Origin of the sequence: Spongiimicrobium sp. 3-5, assembly GCF_046557915.1 — a bacterium.
In the GTDB taxonomy this organism is placed as follows: Bacteria; Bacteroidota; Bacteroidia; order Flavobacteriales; family Flavobacteriaceae; genus JBHEBG01.
Genome location: NZ_JBHEBG010000002.1, coordinates 206,086 through 222,467, shown reverse-complemented (window position 1 = coordinate 222,467; position 16,382 = coordinate 206,086). Strand labels below are relative to the sequence as shown.

Here is a 16,382-nt window from a genome sequence, read left to right as displayed (position 1 = left end):
AAAGCCATTTATACAATTTTCAAAACAAAAATCGGTAAATAAAATCTTATCTTGTCCAAATTATAATTGCCGTTTCGTCATTCCAATAAACCTTTTAAAATGACTTACATAATAAAACACTTATTCCACATTTCGGCAAGCACAGAAAAAGTATATAAGGCCATTGCTGGCACCGAAGGCCTATCGCACTGGTGGACGACCCAAACTAAGGGTAGCGAGGATGTTGATGGGGAAATTAAATTTAATTTTGGTGAATACCAAGGCCCAACAATGAAAATCATAGAACTGGTGCCAAATAAAAAAATAGTTTGGCAATGTGTTGAAAGTAACGGTTGGCTAGATCATATTTTCACCTTTGATCTGGACGAGAACGATGGTAAAACCCGAATCCGATTTTCGCATGAAGGGTGGGAAGACCAGGGCGACTTCTATGCCGGTTGTTGTTTCAGTTGGGGCAGGTACCTGGAAAGCCTTAGACAGTATTGCCAAACAGGAAAGGGCGAAGGCTATGGTACCCCGGGATATAGGCAATGAAATATTAGGGTACTTAACTTTCTGTCATAAATATTGTACGTAATGCGCTATGTGAACAAAAAATGTGCTACACTGGTTTTAGTGCTATTGTTTTTTAAATTTGGTGCCATATCTGCACAAATTGCCAAAAATGATACTCAGGCCATAAGCATTTTTGAACATGGGAAAATTTCCACAGGTGCCGTGGAATATGGCATTAGCTTTTCACTCTCGGGGAAAGAGGCCTATTTTGCCAGAAGCATGGATAAATGGGGTACTCCTCATAGTAAAAGCGCCATTTTCTATACATTACGTAAAAACTCCAAATGGACAACCCCGGTATTAGCGGCCTTTTCCGGGACTTATGACGATAGCGATCCCTTCCTTACCAAAGACGGAAAAACTTTGTTCTTCATTTCCAGGAGACCAGCAGGCGACCAAGAGGTATCCGCCGATATATGGAAGGTGCAAAAGGATAAAAAAGGCCAGTGGGGAAAGCCAGTAAGGCTAAACGATAGTATAAATTCACATAAAGATGAGTACAGCCCAAGAACGGATAAATGGGGAAACCTATATTTTGCCTCCACTAGATCCAATGGTTATGGCCAAGGCGATCTGTACTTTGCTAAAAAAGACAAAAAAGGACTCCACGTCCCCGTTAATTTGGGAAATATTATTAATTCTCCCATGGGGGAATGGAACCTCGAAATAAACCCGAAGGGAGATCTACTGATCTTTGAAGCCTCACAAAGATCGCAGAATATCTCTTCCTACGGAGATCTCTATATAAGCTTTAAAATGAATGGTCTTTGGACCAAACCCCAGCATCTAGAGGAATTAAACACATCTGGCAGTGATCTGTCGCCCTATTTGGCAAAAAGAGGTAAGGTCTTATTTTTTTCCAGTAGTAAAAGCTTAGAAAGTCCACAAGTAGATATTTTCTATATCCCCTTTAAGCCCATTTACAAGAAATACAAAAAAAGGGCTTCCCTGCCCCTTCCCTAGAAGTCTTCCCTTAGACCTACAAGAAACAATTTTGTGGGCCAAAGCATGTAACCTCCTTAAAACCAACTATTGATGCTTCTGTGACACATCACAATATGAGGGTTGATTTTTCGTTTCTGTAATAACCGAGTAGGTCGTAGACTATACAATAAGACCCCTGATATTCAGTGTAATGCATAGATTAGAGAAGCTCGGTGTTATTATTTTGATTCATTATGAAGACCATCACTAATTTTATCCAAATCAATACATCGAAGAAAATATACCTTTTTTTGATAGGTATACTAATAGTTCAGCTTGCCCCCGTACATGCCAATTCTTGCGGTAACGACCTGGATAACCTATTGGACATAGCTCCGTCATCCATAAAAATTACGCTGCCTAACAGCAGTACCGTATGGAATGTTTCCGATCCTGTAGAAATTGCTTGGAAGACCAAAAATATACCGAAAGACAAAAGCATTAAATTCTATCTATCCAAAGATGATATGGTAGTGCAAGAGCTTGGTATTTTTAAGAACAACAAATTTGTAAGCGGTGTGAAATTACATAGAACGCTGGCAACGGGTGATAACTATAGGGTGATCGGTATTGAACTTTTCCCAGAAGACAAGTACAGGGTTGCGAAATTCGCCACTTCTTTCTTTACCATAAAGAAAATGCCACGAACCCAAACAGCCAAACCAGTTATCGCGGACAAAAAACCAGTGATAAGAAATGTTTTTGATGGTCGTAAGATTACATATATCAAAGAAATGGAAGTAGAGAGCGAAAAAATACGAATTAGTTTATGGGACCATGGCCGAAAGGATGGAGATATAGTGTCCATTTACCTCAACGGCGAAGCAATAGTCTCTAAATACCACCTCACTTACCTAAAAGAACATTTTGAGCTAGAACTGGATGCCTCCAAGCCCAACGATCTGTTCTTGTATGCCCATAACCTTGGAAGGTTTCCACCCAATACCGTTTCTATAGAGATTAAAGATGGGGAGGCCTTGGAAAACATGATTTTAAATTCTGATCTAAAAAGTTGCGAGGCAGTACTCATAAACGTCAAGGAATAGTGCTGTAGTCTGCGGATCATTGTATTCCTCTAGTATGGGATGTAAAAAAGACTATCTTTAGATCATATAACTTTTTGGGCAGCATCCCGTAACCAAACCAGCACTTGAACACCAATTACGGCCGTAATAATTCTAAAGGATATGTGTTTGCCCTACTCGCCACTGCCCTATGGTCTGGTAATTTTATTGTGGCACGAGACTTATCCGAAACCATACCTCCGGTTTCTTTGGCCTTTTGGAGGTGGGTGATTGCTCTATTGGTACTGACCCCCTTTGCGCTACGACAATTTATGCGAGATTGGCCATTTTTAAAAAAGAAAATGGGTTACTTGTTGGTAACTTCTTTTTTTGGAGTTACCGCTTTCAACACACTACTCTATATGGCAGGTAGAACTACCTCCGCGCTAAATCTATCCTTGATTTCAATAAGTTTTCCAATTTTCATTATTATAATTTCTAGGTTTTATTATAAAGAGAAAATAACCCTTGCCAAAGTATTGGGTATAATCCTTGTGTTTCTAGGGGTTAGTTTAATTATCACCAAAGGTTCATTAGCTGTTTTATTGGAACTAAGTTTCTCTATGGGCGATATTTGGATGCTTGTAGCCGCTATTATTTTTGCAGTTTACAGTATTTTATTAAAGCAGAAACCTAAGGAAGTGGGTTTGTATTCATTTCAGTTCACCACTTTTACCCTTGGTTTGTTGATGTTGCTGCCGTTCTATTTGTTGGAAACCACCTTTGTACCAGAGGTCCATTACGATACTAACACCATACTTTCTCTGGTATATGTTGGGATAGCAGCCTCCTTGCTGGCCTATGTTTTTTGGAACAAGGCCGTTTTACTCATTGGCCCTACCAAATCGGGGATGGTTTACTATACTTTACCTCTTTTTAGTGGTGTTCTGGCTTTTTTCATTTTGAATGAATCCTTGGGCATCAATCACTTATACAGTGCCATTCTAATCTTTTCCGGGATATTGATAAGTACCAAAAACAAAGGTGAGGTTTGAACAAACTCGCCTCTGTTTGTAAAATAGCATCTTGGAAGGTGCAAGCACTCATTTGTAAAGTAGATTATGGCAAGGATAGGTTTCTTTGATTATCTTGGTCTATCAACCATATCAATTGGTTGGCTTAATCGAACAAAATAAAAACCAACCATGAACAGAACACTTAAAAATATCTTGGCGGTGCTCATAGGGCTGGTCCTTGGCAGTATTGTCAACATGGGCATCATTATGATAAGTGGTTCCATTATTCCTCCTCCGGAAGGTGCGGATGTCACTACAATGGAAGGCCTAAAATCATCTATGCATTTGTTTGAACCTAAACATTTTATATTCCCTTTTTTGGCTCATGCCTTGGGAACCCTTGTAGGAGCTGTCTTAGCGGCAATAATTGCGGCAAACCATAAAATGAAATTTGCTTTGGCCATAGGCGTTTTTTTCCTAATCGGAGGTATCATAAATATTTTCTTACTCCCCTCTCCTACCTGGTTTGCCATTATTGATGTTGTTGGCGCCTATATTCCCATGGCATGGATCGGGGGAAAATTAGCGCTCCGGAGATAGCACCTCCTTATGTATCACCAGGTATACTCTGGTGGTTTTATACTATTCATACGCAGGTACAAGTTTGCCTTGGCCCTATGGTTCGTCATATGATCTTGGACATAAAAAAAGGCAAATGCCCTACTTACGGTATTGCCACTATGGTACATTACGCAAGTTTCATCCAATTGATCCTGTTCAATGGTGTTAATAACGTTGGTAGTGTATTCAAATCCGTTTTCTAGTAATTTAAGAATCTCGGCCTTTGTCATTTTTGAAGCATCGGGAGCATTTGGTGTAACTTCCATACCCTGCACGTACCGTTTGGTAAGTAACTCTACCGTATATCCAATATGGACCATTTGCTCTCCAAAAGACTTACTTACAGCGGTTGGCTTATAGGTGTACAATTCTTCCGGCATTGTTTTGGCAACTTCCAAACAGTGCTCACTGGCGGTAAGCCAAACGGGTAAATACATTTTGGTAAAGGTCGTTTTTGGAATAATTTCAGTTTGCCCATTCAGGATCACCGAACAAAATACAACTACCATTATTAGCAATAAGTTTTTCATAACTAGGGATAATTAAACAATACCACAAGATATAGATTCGCAATTAAACAATTTCATTATTCTACCGGATTACCATATATTTGAAAGTAGACTAGAGTAGCATAGATTTTTTGATAATTTCGTCTTTGGTCTTCTGAACAGAAAAAACCATGAGAAAGATACTTTTAGTTTCATTTATTCTTACCATAGTCTTTAAGGCTTTTCCCCAAAATAAAGAAGAAGTTGAGATAACCATACTATCAGGGGAATATTGGTGGGGAGGTCTTAGCGCCATTGGTCATAAAACGCCTTACGACTCCGAGACCGTTGCCAGTTATGATCTTTGGGGAGATAACAAGGGAAACCAAGCACAGCCTTTGCTATTATCTAGTAAGGGAAGATACGTATGGAGTGAATCTCCCATAAAGTATTCTTTTGAAGACGGAACCATAACGGTTAGCTCCCGGAAGGGTAAAATTGAATTTGGGACTGCCGGTAATAATTTACGAGATGCCTATAATTATGCCGTTACCAAGTACTTTCCCCCCAATGGTAAAATTCCTGAGCAGCTGTTGTTTACAAAACCACAATACAACACTTGGATAGAGTTGACGTATAACCAAAACGAAGACGATATTTTAAAATATGCTCAAGCAATAATAAATGAAGGGTACCCACCGGGGGTATTGATGATAGATGATAATTGGCAAGAAAGTTACGGTACTTGGGAGTTTTCACCACGCCGGTTTAAGGATCCAAAAGGAATGATAAAAAAACTCCATGCCATGGGGTTCCAGGTTATGCTATGGATATGTCCTTTTGTAAGTGCGGATACTGAAATTTTCAGACATTTGGCCAAAGAAGGGATGTTACTGTTAGATGCCGATAAAACACAAGAAGTATTATGGGCCAACACAAAAAACAAAGCAGCGATTATACGGTGGTGGAACGGGGCAAGCGCCTGCTTGGACTTAAGCAACCCAAGAGCGCAAGCTTGGTTTGAAGAAAGGTTAAACTTCTTAATGGATGAATACGGAGTAGATGGTTTTAAATTTGATGCGGGCGATTCCGATTTTTATACCGACGGTATTGTGTCCTATATGTCGGAGGCCAGTCCTAACGACCATACCACTTACTTTGCAAAACTAGGATTGCAGTTCCCTTTGAATGAATACCGGGCTTCCTGGAAAATGGCAGGATTACCTTTGGCACAACGGTTAAGGGATAAACACCATAATTGGGATGACCTTCAAAAACTTATTCCAGATCTTATGTCCCAAAGTATGATGGGCTATGCCTATACCTGTCCTGATATGATTGGTGGTGGTGAATATCAGTCTTTTCAAAATTCGATGACCATAGATGAAGAATTGGTAGTACGTTCGGCCCAAGTGCATGCATTAATGCCCATGATGCAATTCTCTGTGGCACCGTGGCGGGTCTTGTCTAAAGAAAATAACCAGTTATGTCTAGAAGCTGCTCTACTGCATACTAAAATGGGAAGTCTGTTTCTAGATTTGGCGGAAGAAGCTTCAAAAACTGGTGAACCCATTGTAAAACCCTTGGCCTTGGCCTATCCCAATAGCGGATATGAGCGCATTAAGGACCAGTTTATGCTTGGCGACCATATTTTGGTAGCGCCGGTGATTAAAAAGGGAGCGCGTACACGAAAAGTAGTTTTACCCAAAGGCAAATGGAAAGCGGATGACGGTAAAGTGTTTAGAGGTGGTAGAACGGTTGAAGTTGAAGTCCCGCTTAGTCGCTTGCCCTATTTCACCAAAAAGTAGACCTACCAAACTTTGACTCTCAGGCCGCCATTTAACCCTAACATTTTAGGGTCTCCTATCGTTTTCTTCCCTGCAAAACGATAACTTTTTACCTTTTTCTATGCTAAAAAGTGATCCCCGGACTCATAACAAAGAGATAGAAGCCCATTAGTATAACGGATGCAATAAGTAAACGGCGATTTCCTTCGAAAGAGGAAACCTCTTTTATTTTTTCTTTGGAGGAGGGAATAAATACTAGTACCAGCATTCCGGTTAGAAAAAACAGAGAATTGCCTACACCTCCCCATATCATTAACAATCGGTCGTCCGTGGGCATAATTAAAGCTGCAGATACTGAAATAAGCGTGGCAGTAAGAACGGGAATACCAAAAATTTTAAATCGCTGCTTTATATGGGAAGATTTAGAATCTAGAAAATGGTAGTGATATTTTCTTCCATAATAAAAACCGAAAACAATCAGGGATACCCCCAAACACATTTCGAGTATTCCCCACAAAAGTGCAGGCTCCAGGTCGTTGAGAATCATTGCCCAATCCATTCCCGGACTTATAAACTTGCCAAAGGCTATGTAGTTTCCTGCTTGAAAACAATTCATCATTATTATAAGCCATAACAAGTAACCCAACCAAGTTGATTTGTTTCGTAATCTCGAAATCCAAAATGCCGCAATTATGGCAAAAATAATATTGATAAAAGAGCCATTGGCCCTAACAAATTTTTCTTGCCAAAACGTTACCCCTGAAATGTCCTGATCAAAATACATGGCATCCACAGAAATTGGCGTGCCTCCAACAATAAGAACCGCCCCACCATGTCCTAATAGTTCATGACCAACAATTAGCAGTGACCAGCATAAACCAGTCAAAAGAATGATGTACAATAAATCGATTTTTTTATTCATAAATAGAAATTTTGAGTCATCGGCTATATTTAGGATGATTTCATTTTCAATTACTTAATCCAAGAGTATATCTAAATGCTAGTGTTTAGCATCCCTCCTTCAAATAGAAAGCTTGGTAAATGTATATTATGAATAGGAAGTAACTGTCCGTCCTGAACCGAACGGACAAAATAATTATTCTTTTGACGCACCGTTTTTTTTACGATACTCAACGGGTGTGACCCCAATGTTTTTTTTAAAAAACTTGTAGAAAGTGGACCTAGACCGAAATCCGGCATCAAAACCTATAGCCGCTATCTTTAAATGGTTTGAAATATCAGTCTCAATAATTCGCTGTGCCTCTTTAACCCTATAGTCATTAATAAATTCATAAAATGTCTTTTTGTAATTATCGTTGATAAGTTGCGATAATATTTGCCTCGATACACCTATTTCTTCGGCAAGGTCGTAAAGGGATAAATCTTCATTAAGATAGGGTTTCTTAACATTCATGGTGTTTTCCAACATATCAATCAATTCTGAGCTATTCTTATTTGAAGGTCCAGATTTTGAATATCTTATTTTTTCTGATAATGAATTTGGTTCACCCGTGCCGGAATTACGAGATTCGTTAAGTTTTGATCCTATTCCATCAAAAAAAATATTTGTTTGTTTGTACCCAGAAAAACCGATGTACGTAATAACTGTTGTAACCGAAACGGCTATACTTATTTTGACAAAATACTGGCTAACAGGCATTAGACTTACAGCGAATATTACCAGGAAAGAAAATAAAAACAAGTAAGCCCAATTGCTGACCCAGTTCAGATTAACTTGATCTATAGAGGAATAATTGATTTTTAGGCCTTTGCGATATTTATGTAAAATAACAAGATTCCAAATAGAATATCCGCCTCCGGATAGAATAGCACTGTAGCTAAATAAACTTATGAATAACGGGGATGTACCGGACAACCTTAAAAAACCATTTTGAACGTACATGTCGAAGTTAAGATCAAAAAAGTTTGGTAAGTTATATACAAACCCCCAAATAAAGAAGATAACCAAGTGCTTTGCAAACCAAATAATTTTTTTAGACTTCTTTATTATTAATTCGATTATATAGAAATGCATTAAAGGCCCGTATAGAAGGTGTAGTCCGGTTGCCCATATGGCTAAAAAATTACTTGTGGTGGTATAGTTGTTGAAATAAACATAAAAACCAAATTGTATAGCAGTAATGCTTAGGTATACTATTAATGGAATATCTGCCCTACTTCTGTTCTTTTTGGTAATTACAAGTAATACCATAAAAATTGCCTGAAAAGCACCGATTGCGAATATCAAATCCATTCTTTATACATTCAGATTTACCTCACTTTTTAAAATGGCTAAAAGAAACTGAATTATGATCAATGTTCATATAGCTTTTCTGTGTCTAAGTTAAGGAATAGTTTATTTGAGATTTTAAGCCATTTAAGATAGAAAGAAAACTTAAGTGCCCCGAAATTTGAATTGATTAAGCAAATAAAAGAACCCATACACAAAGTAGGTTTGGGGAGAACCCTAACCGCTACAAAGGGGTTTTAGGCCTGTCGTTTTGCAATGCTATTATGAGTGTGCTTTTAACGGGATTAGTATTTACAGCTTTTATAGATTCGAAACTCAAAGTAAAAATAACAATTCCGACTACCGATGTAAGGATGGAAAAATATTGGACAAATACCGTCAAAAACAATTATAGTTTTCATTTCGCAGTCAAGGTCTTTATGCTTTATCATGAAAGAGTTTGGAATATCCAATAGGTAACGCCAAGATTCAAGGTTTGGGTTACTGTAATGGCATAGTAAGTGAAATTATTAATTGGATGATTGTCGGGGTTTGCGAAACAATTATGTAATTTAAAACCATGAAAAAAAGAAACAGCGTTTTCATTGCGACGAGCTTGGACGGATATATTGCAGATAAAAATGGAGGGATTGATTGGCTATATAGTATACCAAACCCAGATAAATCAGATTTAGGTTTCAACAAGTTTAATTCGCAGATTGATGCCATGGTAATGGGCCGAAATACTTTTGAGACCGTATGTGGGTTCAACATGGATTGGCCATATAAAATGCCCGTATTTGTACTTAGTAATTCGCTAAAAGAAATACCAAAAGATTATCAGAACAAGGCATATTTGGTAAAAGGCACTATGCAAGAGGTAGTTGAACATATCCATCAAAAAGGATATTATGGCTTATATATAGATGGTGGAAAAACCATTCAGAATTTTTTAATGGAAGATCTAATAGATGATTTAATCATCACCACAATTCCCATAGTGCTCGGGGAAGGCATACCGCTTTTTGTGGTACTCGACCATAAACTTGACTTTGAACTGCGCTCTTCAGAGGTACATATTAATCAATTGGTTCAAAGTCATTATTGTAGAAAAAGATAATGCAAGAACTTACCCATTCTGGAGTTCATTAAACGAAAAAGGTTTCGGCTTACCAATATTTTTGTTTTAGCAATGAAAAAGAACATACTTTTACTAATTACAATTATCATATCAAATTTGGCAAACGCTCAAAACGTTCCGGATATAACGGGTTTATATAATCTAGGATCTTCTTCGCCAGAAGGGGGAAGTCATTTGTTTGTGTTGGAAAATGGCAATTATGCCATTACTTATTTTGGAGGCATCATAACTGGAAACTGGAAATTTACAGAAGACAATATTTTTAAGTTTACGCCCAATATTAAAGAAAGTAAATTTGAGTTATCCGGAAGACATAATAAGAACCTAAACGGCAATACAAAAATCTTTTTTGACGGTTTTGAAAATAGCGAAACATTTATCCAACTCAGAACAACAGAAGCAGAAGAACATACCTTACAGCGGGTATTTAATATAGGAGCAAACTGTTTTTCTCCTCCTTATGCGTACACCTTTAAAACAATTGCTCATAGTATTTCATTCATGTTTATTCGGTATGGCGATATAGATAATTTAATAACTACAATCGAAAATCCGGATGGGTATAATGATTTCGTAGCAAATTTTATTGAAATAGATAATTATGAAGCCCAACCATTCTTTGTAGAATTCAAAAACGACAAACTTTATTTTGAGGAGCATAATGCTAAGGAACGAAGCCCTTTAGATGAAGTTGGTGAAGACCTAGAATTCATTAAAAAATTTATTGAGATGGAATCAAATAAAGATACGATCTACCTAAACCCATCTTATAACAAATTTGGACGGCTCGATGAAGAAGTCTACCGAGACATAAACGAACACCATGTGTTCAATGAACAAAAAAATGCGTTTATAGATGCTGAATACTATGTTGAAGGCGTAGAACACATTAATTCTGAAGAATCGTATGAAGATATGTCAATAATCTACGCATATTCGGCTTTAATGGAGCGCAGTAAAAAGTCTGCTAAGTATAAAATAATTGAAAAACCCTTGTTCCAAGTTAATTGTGACTAGATTAACCATAGAACGTCGAAGCGGTTGGTTAAGCAAGTAATGGCATTAAAACAACGCTAGGCAAAACCGATCAAAGCAGGTCTTGGTATTGGTGTTAATCTTTGCTGCTGCCCATAAAGAGCATTGCTTTTAACGGTCAGATTTTAAATTCTGGTAGTTGGTTCCAAAAACGCATTACTTTTTTCCAAACATTTCAATCCTTGATTAGGGATAGTTTCCTACCTTATTTTTCTAAAATAATAGTTAGTGTCCTCAAAATTGGGTACCATGAGATTAAAACCTCTTACCTCTTTCTTACTAAGATCAAACGGTATTTCAACAACACCATAATCATAATTTGTAAAAGTGCATAAAAATGTATTATTTCCAAGGTAGTTCATTTTCCCTTGTACATTTAGGTAGTCGGGCAGGGACATTTTTATTTTCCCATCTTTATATCCAACGGTCAAATACCCAACATCTTTGTTTTCATAGGTTCCGGCGAATGCTTTCAAAGGTACGGAGGGCTTTAAATCCATTTTAAGTATCGTATTAATGGAATCTCTGAGGTAAGCTTCCTGGAGTTGCTCTGCTTTATACGATTCAAGAGAATTAGCAGAATGATCCGTAAAAGGTATTTCCAAAAAGGCATCCAAAATCATATTGGTCAAATCCATATAAAATTCACTAACATCATTGTTTGTCAAGATTACGAATGCCAACTCTTTTTCCGGAACTATAACATGATTGGTGGAGAAGCCGTACCCGCCACCATTATGTTGAAAAGTTAGGTAACCCTCAACATCCCTTATATAATATCCCAACCCATAGGCATAGAAATGTGTACGAGCTTTTTTGGATTGCATTAATCCTTGAATATTGTTGACTCGTCTTGTCATTTTAATTGCCCTCCTCGGGATAGCCACATCTCCATTAAATATTCCATCGGCCAATTGGGCCCTTAACCAATGACTCATATCTTTAGCGCTGGAGACAATGGCTCCGGCTGGCGCTACTACATCCATGGGCACAAAATCCATCATTACCTGCTCACCTTGAAAAATCGTATGAGGATGGGCAATGTTCAGATATGTTTGATCTTTTTTGAAGTGAGGTTCCGTACGGCTCATGTTTAAGGGTGTAAATATTTTTTCCGTTACACTTTCTTCCCACGATTTGCCCGTAACCTTGCTTATTATTTCGCCGGCGGCAACAAATGCCTTATTAGAATAACCATAGCTGGCTCTAAACTTTTTGGTGGTTTCAAGACTGGACATTTGCTCAACAATCTCTTTCCGTGTCTCCGGAGGTCTGCCAAAATCGAGATCTCCTTGATGGTTGCCAAAACCGATACGGTGAGACAGCAGGTCCTCAATATCTACCTGTCTTGTAAGAGTACTATCTTTTAACCGAAAGTATGGTAACCATGAAATTACTTTATCGTCCAGAGACAATTTCTTCTCTTCTTGCAAAATTGCCAATGTCGTGGCGGTAAAAGATTTAGTAATTGAAGCAATCTGGAACCGGGTGTTTTCATTAACCGGTTCTTTGGTCTTAATTGATCTGACGCCATACCCTTTGAGGTGTACGGTTTTACCATCTTTAATAATGGCCAAAGAAAGTCCTGGAAGACCCCATTCTTCTAGATTCCTATCTATATAGCTATCCAGACTATCGGTTATAAAGATAGGAAGTGTCTGAGCTTGCGTTGCCCAGCTAATAATGGATATGGAAATTAATGAGATGATTTTCTTTTTCATAATGGGTTAACCTTTTTTGATCTTAACAAATATCGATAACCCATACATCATGGAATTGTATTTTTGGGACACCTTATTTCAATAGCCTTAATAAGAGCAAACGGACATCTAGTAATTAGAAAAAATCTGGACTTACAAAAACTTATTGAATGTTAGTATATTTATAACCAGCTTAACGCATTCCTAATTTATGGTAAGCTATGGTCGAAGAATTCACTTCAATAAAACCCAAAACTTCCTTACTGTCCCATGTTATTGATTACTATTACTTTCACAATGTAACCAATGATGATAAAGAATATACCGTTATCTACTATCCCCATTATAATACCGTAATTAATTTTTATAAAAATGCAGAAGTTAGATGGAATGATGAAGGTAGAACTATAAAATCTGTTAATACCAAATGCATCAAATGCTTTTATACCTCTAATCATAATGTATCGAGGTCGGTTACCTTGATCGGTTCAAACTATAAAATAGGAATTGTATTTAAACCCTTGGGACTAAACCATTTTATCGATTGTAACTTAAACAAAATTTCGAAAGACGTAATTACCCCATTTCAATACTTTGGAGCTTCATTCACCGAATTGGGAAACAAGCTCTATGATGAAACTGATATCGACAAAAAGTGCGCTTTATTAGATGCTTATTTTACAGACAGATATATTGGGTTTAAGGATAGGGATTTTGAAAAACTAATAAAAAAAATGGTTTATGATAAGTCAGATTTTTTGGTTAATGATGCTGCGCAAAAATTAGAGATAAACCGAAAAACATTACTTAGAAAGTTTCAAAGACATCTTCTTACAACACCAAGTAAATTTAAAGTGCTACTGAAATTTAGAAATGCCCTACATCAATATGATAGTCGTTCAAAACTAACCCATATTGCATACGATAGTAACTATTATGACCAATCTACCTTTATAAAAAATTATAAGACTCTGGTAGGCCTTTCTCCAAAAAAACTTTTTTCCACCATTACCAATATCGGTAAAAACAGTACACTTTGGACTAAATTGGATTAATGGCCCCGCAATCCATTCAAAAAACATATAAAATCCAAATCATCAGTTGTGTAATCCAAATAAACTATCTTAGTTTATATAAATTGAGTTCCGTCAGTACCTATACCCCAATTATTGACCCGCGTTCAAAAACATCGTACCGAAAACAAAATTTAACGGATTGAAACTTTAATATGTCAAACCATTTAAATTAACCAAATATGAAAACAAAAATTAGCCTTCTACTTGTTGCCCTCGGAATTTTATTCAGCTGTCAGCAAAATAAATCAGCAGACAACGCTAAAATAAAAAAGGGTATGATTAAGGTAGCCATCTTCTATCCGAATGGGGAGGATAAAACATTTGATATGGACTACTATTCCAATAAGCACATGCCAATGGTCGCAAATTTATTGGGGGACTCCTTAAAGCTATTAACGATTGATAAGGGAATTGCCGGCCGAACGCCCGATGAACCAATTCCGTATTTGGCCATTGGATATTTGTACTTTGACCAGCTTTCGGCCTATCAAAATTCTTTTGGACCCAATGCAGAAAAAATTGTTAGCGACATCCCCAACTATACCAACATTCAACCAGTTGTTCAAATTAGCGAGGTATTTCAATAATCGAGAAAAGTTAGGTCATTTAGGAATGGGGCAAAGTTTAATTGAAAAAGTAAAGAATCTTAAAACTCATAAGGAGTTTTCCGGTAACCATAATATAAAGTATGACATGGTAATAAGTAAAATAAGCTAACCACTAACAATAGAAATAGCTAATTGCTGTAAGTTTTCCTTCGAAAAGTCCACGTATTTTTTTGATAGTTCTTTTTAATAATCGTTTTAAAAATTAAAATCCATCGTTGAAACCTTAATCTTGTCAAAATAAATCTCTCCTGTTTGGGTTCTAAAATCAAATTTCAATACGTCATAACCCTCAGGCCTAGTGGGTATTCTAAAAACATACTTCTTCCATTCATCTTCCAAATCAAGTGACATATTTATAACTTTTGATATCCCCATGAAACTATACTGTACCACCAAACTGCCACTACTATTTGTAGTAGAAACATTTTTGGCATAAAAAGATAGTATTACATTTTTACCTGTTAACAGGCTGTTGTTTATTAACTTCAGCTCATGATAACCTCCATTTTTGGAAAATAAACAGTTATTGCCATCTATACCTGCATTCACTTTCCCACCTGCGTCACCGCCGTTTGTATTTCGTCTCCATTCGGTCAAATTATTTTCCCATGCAGGAATTCCACCAACTGTGGTTAAATCAAAAAGCGCAGGGTATTCTTCCTCAATACCATCTTGAATATCAAGCTGATAATTTACTTTTGGTCCTGAGGAATGAGTAATTCCAATATTATTTTGCTGGTTTGTATAAGAATTGCCCGATATTAAAACAAAAGGATCGCTTAACACATTTTGACCATATGAATCCTGTATATAAATCCCATTTCTTTGAAACTGTTCAAAACCTGAAGAGGCTTGTAAAACGTTACCAATAACTGAAACATAGGACCCAGCTACATATATTCCGGATTCAAATATCAGATGACCAGTACTAGGAACGTTAAAAAGGCCATTGTTTAAACACACATTATTCAAGATATTTACAAAGGAGGTATCATCTATTTCGTCATTTAACACAACTCCTGCTGCATGACATCCTTCAATATAGTTTCCCTGTACAGTAATTCTTGTTATGGGATTGGAAAATTCCGGATCTATTCCTAATAAGATCCCTCCATCACCAGTGCCATTTATAACGTTACCGGCAATAACAATATCGCGAGAACCTCCATTAATATTTAAGGGTTCCCTTCCATTATTAAATATGTAATTATTCTTTATCACTCCATGTTCACTATTATTGGTATGAATACCGAATCCTCCATTGCCTTTTAAGAAGGGAATATTTCCCTCTTTTCTTTGTTTATAGTCTATATCATAATTAGCGACGTCATTGTTATTATTTTTGATAATATTGTCTTCACACCAAAAATGTTTAGTACCTATATTAAAACCAAAATTTCTCGCCCAATGACCCTCTGCAATATTCTCTCTAATTTCGATGTATTCAGAACTAGTAGAGGAAATGCAGGCTCCTCGATCTTCGCCATCGTTTTGATGACCATAAAATGAACAATTGGTCACTTTTACATTGTTAGAATTTCTAATATCAATGATACTTTGATTTAGGGGATTTCCATTTACAATTAGTCTATTTCCAACTTCAAAAGATATTTTGGAAATTTCTACATTACTTTTACCATCAACCCTAAATGCATACGTTAGGCCGTTATTATGACTTGTGAAATCAGTCTTTATGATGCTTCTAGATTTTCCCATTATTTTTCTATCGGAAGGGATATCAATTATTGCTTGGTTAATTATATATGTAGTGTCTTCTAACAAAACATTGTCTAATAACAATGCAGCGTTAATAGCCTGTGCGTTATTACCAGAAGGAGATACCAGGCGAAAACTCTCACCTTCTATTTCAACAATAGAATTATCCGTAATTACATTTTCCTCATCCACGTTGCATCCGTATAAAAGAGTAATTAACAGCATGTATAAAATGCCTCTGAGTGCTTTCTTTTTCATTTTTAAAAATTGATTTAGAAAAGTGTCTTCTTTAATAATTAATTGATAATAAATTTTTGTAAATGTAAGAAAAATAACAAAAAAATGAAGGAATTTAAATCTTATTTATTATAATATTAAGTGGCTGTCATAACAAAATTTTGTATCCATAATTAACCAAGAC

The 16,382-nt window shown here is 36.6% G+C and carries 15 protein-coding genes; 10 read left to right on the top strand and 5 right to left on the bottom strand.

Annotated elements, in window-relative coordinates:
• The first annotated feature begins 99 nt into the window (after positions 1 to 99).
• From ACEQ81_RS09125 to ACEQ81_RS09105, 5 genes are all read left to right on the top strand, one after another.
• Positions 100 to 534: an SRPBCC family protein gene (locus tag ACEQ81_RS09125; RefSeq protein ID WP_411030573.1), complete on the top strand. Its 435-nt coding sequence runs from the start codon at positions 100 to 102 to the stop codon at positions 532 to 534.
• 42 nt (positions 535 to 576) lie between these two features.
• Positions 577 to 1,518 (top strand): hypothetical protein, encoded by a 942-nt coding sequence (locus tag ACEQ81_RS09120; RefSeq protein ID WP_411030572.1) that lies wholly within the window; start codon positions 577 to 579, stop codon positions 1,516 to 1,518.
• Between the two features lie 215 nt (positions 1,519 to 1,733).
• Positions 1,734 to 2,585: a hypothetical protein gene (locus tag ACEQ81_RS09115; protein WP_411030571.1), complete on the top strand. Its 852-nt coding sequence runs from the start codon at positions 1,734 to 1,736 to the stop codon at positions 2,583 to 2,585.
• A 104-nt stretch (positions 2,586 to 2,689) separates the two neighbouring features.
• Positions 2,690 to 3,598: a DMT family transporter gene (locus ACEQ81_RS09110; protein ID WP_411030570.1), complete on the top strand. Its 909-nt coding sequence runs from the start codon at positions 2,690 to 2,692 to the stop codon at positions 3,596 to 3,598.
• A gap of 150 nt (positions 3,599 to 3,748) precedes the next feature.
• A complete protein-coding gene (locus tag ACEQ81_RS09105) occupies positions 3,749 to 4,159 on the top strand; it encodes a hypothetical protein (protein WP_411030569.1) in 411 nt (136 codons plus the stop codon).
• 14 nt (positions 4,160 to 4,173) lie between these two features.
• On the opposite strand, the gene ACEQ81_RS09100 is transcribed toward ACEQ81_RS09105, so the two are convergent.
• On the bottom strand, positions 4,174 to 4,710 hold the full coding sequence (locus ACEQ81_RS09100) for a DinB family protein (RefSeq protein ID WP_411030568.1): 537 nt from the start codon (positions 4,708 to 4,710) through the stop codon (positions 4,174 to 4,176).
• Positions 4,711 to 4,859: 149 nt separating this feature from the next.
• Between ACEQ81_RS09100 and ACEQ81_RS09095 the strand changes: the two genes are divergently transcribed.
• Positions 4,860 to 6,476, top strand: coding sequence for a glycoside hydrolase family 31 protein (locus ACEQ81_RS09095; RefSeq protein ID WP_411030567.1), 1,617 nt, complete (start codon positions 4,860 to 4,862; stop codon positions 6,474 to 6,476).
• Positions 6,477 to 6,579: 103 nt separating this feature from the next.
• Here ACEQ81_RS09095 and ACEQ81_RS09090 read toward each other — a convergent pair whose 3' ends face one another.
• Positions 6,580 to 7,377 carry a hypothetical protein gene (locus tag ACEQ81_RS09090; protein WP_411030566.1) on the bottom strand — a complete coding sequence of 266 codons (798 nt, stop codon included), beginning with the start codon at positions 7,375 to 7,377 and terminating at the stop codon, positions 6,580 to 6,582.
• 174 nt (positions 7,378 to 7,551) lie between these two features.
• Complete coding sequence (locus ACEQ81_RS09085; protein WP_411030565.1) at positions 7,552 to 8,709, bottom strand: helix-turn-helix domain-containing protein; 1,158 nt, start codon at positions 8,707 to 8,709, stop codon at positions 7,552 to 7,554.
• 556 nt (positions 8,710 to 9,265) lie between these two features.
• Between ACEQ81_RS09085 and ACEQ81_RS09080 the strand changes: the two genes are divergently transcribed.
• Both ACEQ81_RS09080 and ACEQ81_RS09075 read left to right on the top strand, forming a co-directional pair.
• Positions 9,266 to 9,805 carry a dihydrofolate reductase family protein gene (locus tag ACEQ81_RS09080; protein WP_411030564.1) on the top strand — a complete coding sequence of 180 codons (540 nt, stop codon included), beginning with the start codon at positions 9,266 to 9,268 and terminating at the stop codon, positions 9,803 to 9,805.
• A 72-nt stretch (positions 9,806 to 9,877) separates the two neighbouring features.
• Positions 9,878 to 10,843 carry a hypothetical protein gene (locus ACEQ81_RS09075; RefSeq protein WP_411030563.1) on the top strand — a complete coding sequence of 322 codons (966 nt, stop codon included), beginning with the start codon at positions 9,878 to 9,880 and terminating at the stop codon, positions 10,841 to 10,843.
• A gap of 218 nt (positions 10,844 to 11,061) precedes the next feature.
• Here the strand turns inward: ACEQ81_RS09075 and ACEQ81_RS09070 are convergent, their stop codons facing one another.
• On the bottom strand, positions 11,062 to 12,582 hold the full coding sequence (locus ACEQ81_RS09070) for a serine hydrolase (RefSeq protein WP_411030562.1): 1,521 nt from the start codon (positions 12,580 to 12,582) through the stop codon (positions 11,062 to 11,064).
• Between the two features lie 200 nt (positions 12,583 to 12,782).
• On the opposite strand from ACEQ81_RS09070, the gene ACEQ81_RS09065 reads away from it, so the two are divergent.
• Together ACEQ81_RS09065 and ACEQ81_RS09060 are read left to right on the top strand one after the other, a co-directional pair.
• Positions 12,783 to 13,616: a helix-turn-helix domain-containing protein gene (locus tag ACEQ81_RS09065; RefSeq protein WP_411030561.1), complete on the top strand. Its 834-nt coding sequence runs from the start codon at positions 12,783 to 12,785 to the stop codon at positions 13,614 to 13,616.
• 200 nt (positions 13,617 to 13,816) lie between these two features.
• Positions 13,817 to 14,224 carry an EthD family reductase gene (locus tag ACEQ81_RS09060; RefSeq protein WP_411030560.1) on the top strand — a complete coding sequence of 136 codons (408 nt, stop codon included), beginning with the start codon at positions 13,817 to 13,819 and terminating at the stop codon, positions 14,222 to 14,224.
• Between the two features lie 216 nt (positions 14,225 to 14,440).
• Here ACEQ81_RS09060 and ACEQ81_RS09055 read toward each other — a convergent pair whose 3' ends face one another.
• Positions 14,441 to 16,219 carry a hypothetical protein gene (locus tag ACEQ81_RS09055; protein ID WP_411030559.1) on the bottom strand — a complete coding sequence of 593 codons (1,779 nt, stop codon included), beginning with the start codon at positions 16,217 to 16,219 and terminating at the stop codon, positions 14,441 to 14,443.
• Positions 16,220 to 16,382: the final 163 nt, after the last annotated feature.

What these genes read in the sequence shown, in the direction of transcription:
- ACEQ81_RS09125 (WP_411030573.1), top strand. Translation starts at nt 100, where the DNA reads ATGACTTACATAATAAAACACTTATTCCACATTTCGGCAAGCACAGAA.
- ACEQ81_RS09120 (WP_411030572.1), top strand. Translation starts at nt 577, where the DNA reads ATGCGCTATGTGAACAAAAAATGTGCTACACTGGTTTTAGTGCTATTG.
- ACEQ81_RS09115 (WP_411030571.1), top strand. Translation starts at nt 1,734, where the DNA reads ATGAAGACCATCACTAATTTTATCCAAATCAATACATCGAAGAAAATA.
- ACEQ81_RS09105 (WP_411030569.1), top strand. Translation starts at nt 3,749, where the DNA reads ATGAACAGAACACTTAAAAATATCTTGGCGGTGCTCATAGGGCTGGTC.
- ACEQ81_RS09100 (WP_411030568.1), bottom strand. Translation starts at nt 4,710, where the DNA reads ATGAAAAACTTATTGCTAATAATGGTAGTTGTATTTTGTTCGGTGATC.
- ACEQ81_RS09095 (WP_411030567.1), top strand. Translation starts at nt 4,860, where the DNA reads ATGAGAAAGATACTTTTAGTTTCATTTATTCTTACCATAGTCTTTAAG.
- ACEQ81_RS09090 (WP_411030566.1), bottom strand. Translation starts at nt 7,377, where the DNA reads ATGAATAAAAAAATCGATTTATTGTACATCATTCTTTTGACTGGTTTA.
- ACEQ81_RS09085 (WP_411030565.1), bottom strand. Translation starts at nt 8,709, where the DNA reads ATGGATTTGATATTCGCAATCGGTGCTTTTCAGGCAATTTTTATGGTA.
- ACEQ81_RS09080 (WP_411030564.1), top strand. Translation starts at nt 9,266, where the DNA reads ATGAAAAAAAGAAACAGCGTTTTCATTGCGACGAGCTTGGACGGATAT.
- ACEQ81_RS09075 (WP_411030563.1), top strand. Translation starts at nt 9,878, where the DNA reads ATGAAAAAGAACATACTTTTACTAATTACAATTATCATATCAAATTTG.
- ACEQ81_RS09070 (WP_411030562.1), bottom strand. Translation starts at nt 12,582, where the DNA reads ATGAAAAAGAAAATCATCTCATTAATTTCCATATCCATTATTAGCTGG.
- ACEQ81_RS09065 (WP_411030561.1), top strand. Translation starts at nt 12,783, where the DNA reads ATGGTCGAAGAATTCACTTCAATAAAACCCAAAACTTCCTTACTGTCC.
- ACEQ81_RS09060 (WP_411030560.1), top strand. Translation starts at nt 13,817, where the DNA reads ATGAAAACAAAAATTAGCCTTCTACTTGTTGCCCTCGGAATTTTATTC.
- ACEQ81_RS09055 (WP_411030559.1), bottom strand. Translation starts at nt 16,219, where the DNA reads ATGAAAAAGAAAGCACTCAGAGGCATTTTATACATGCTGTTAATTACT.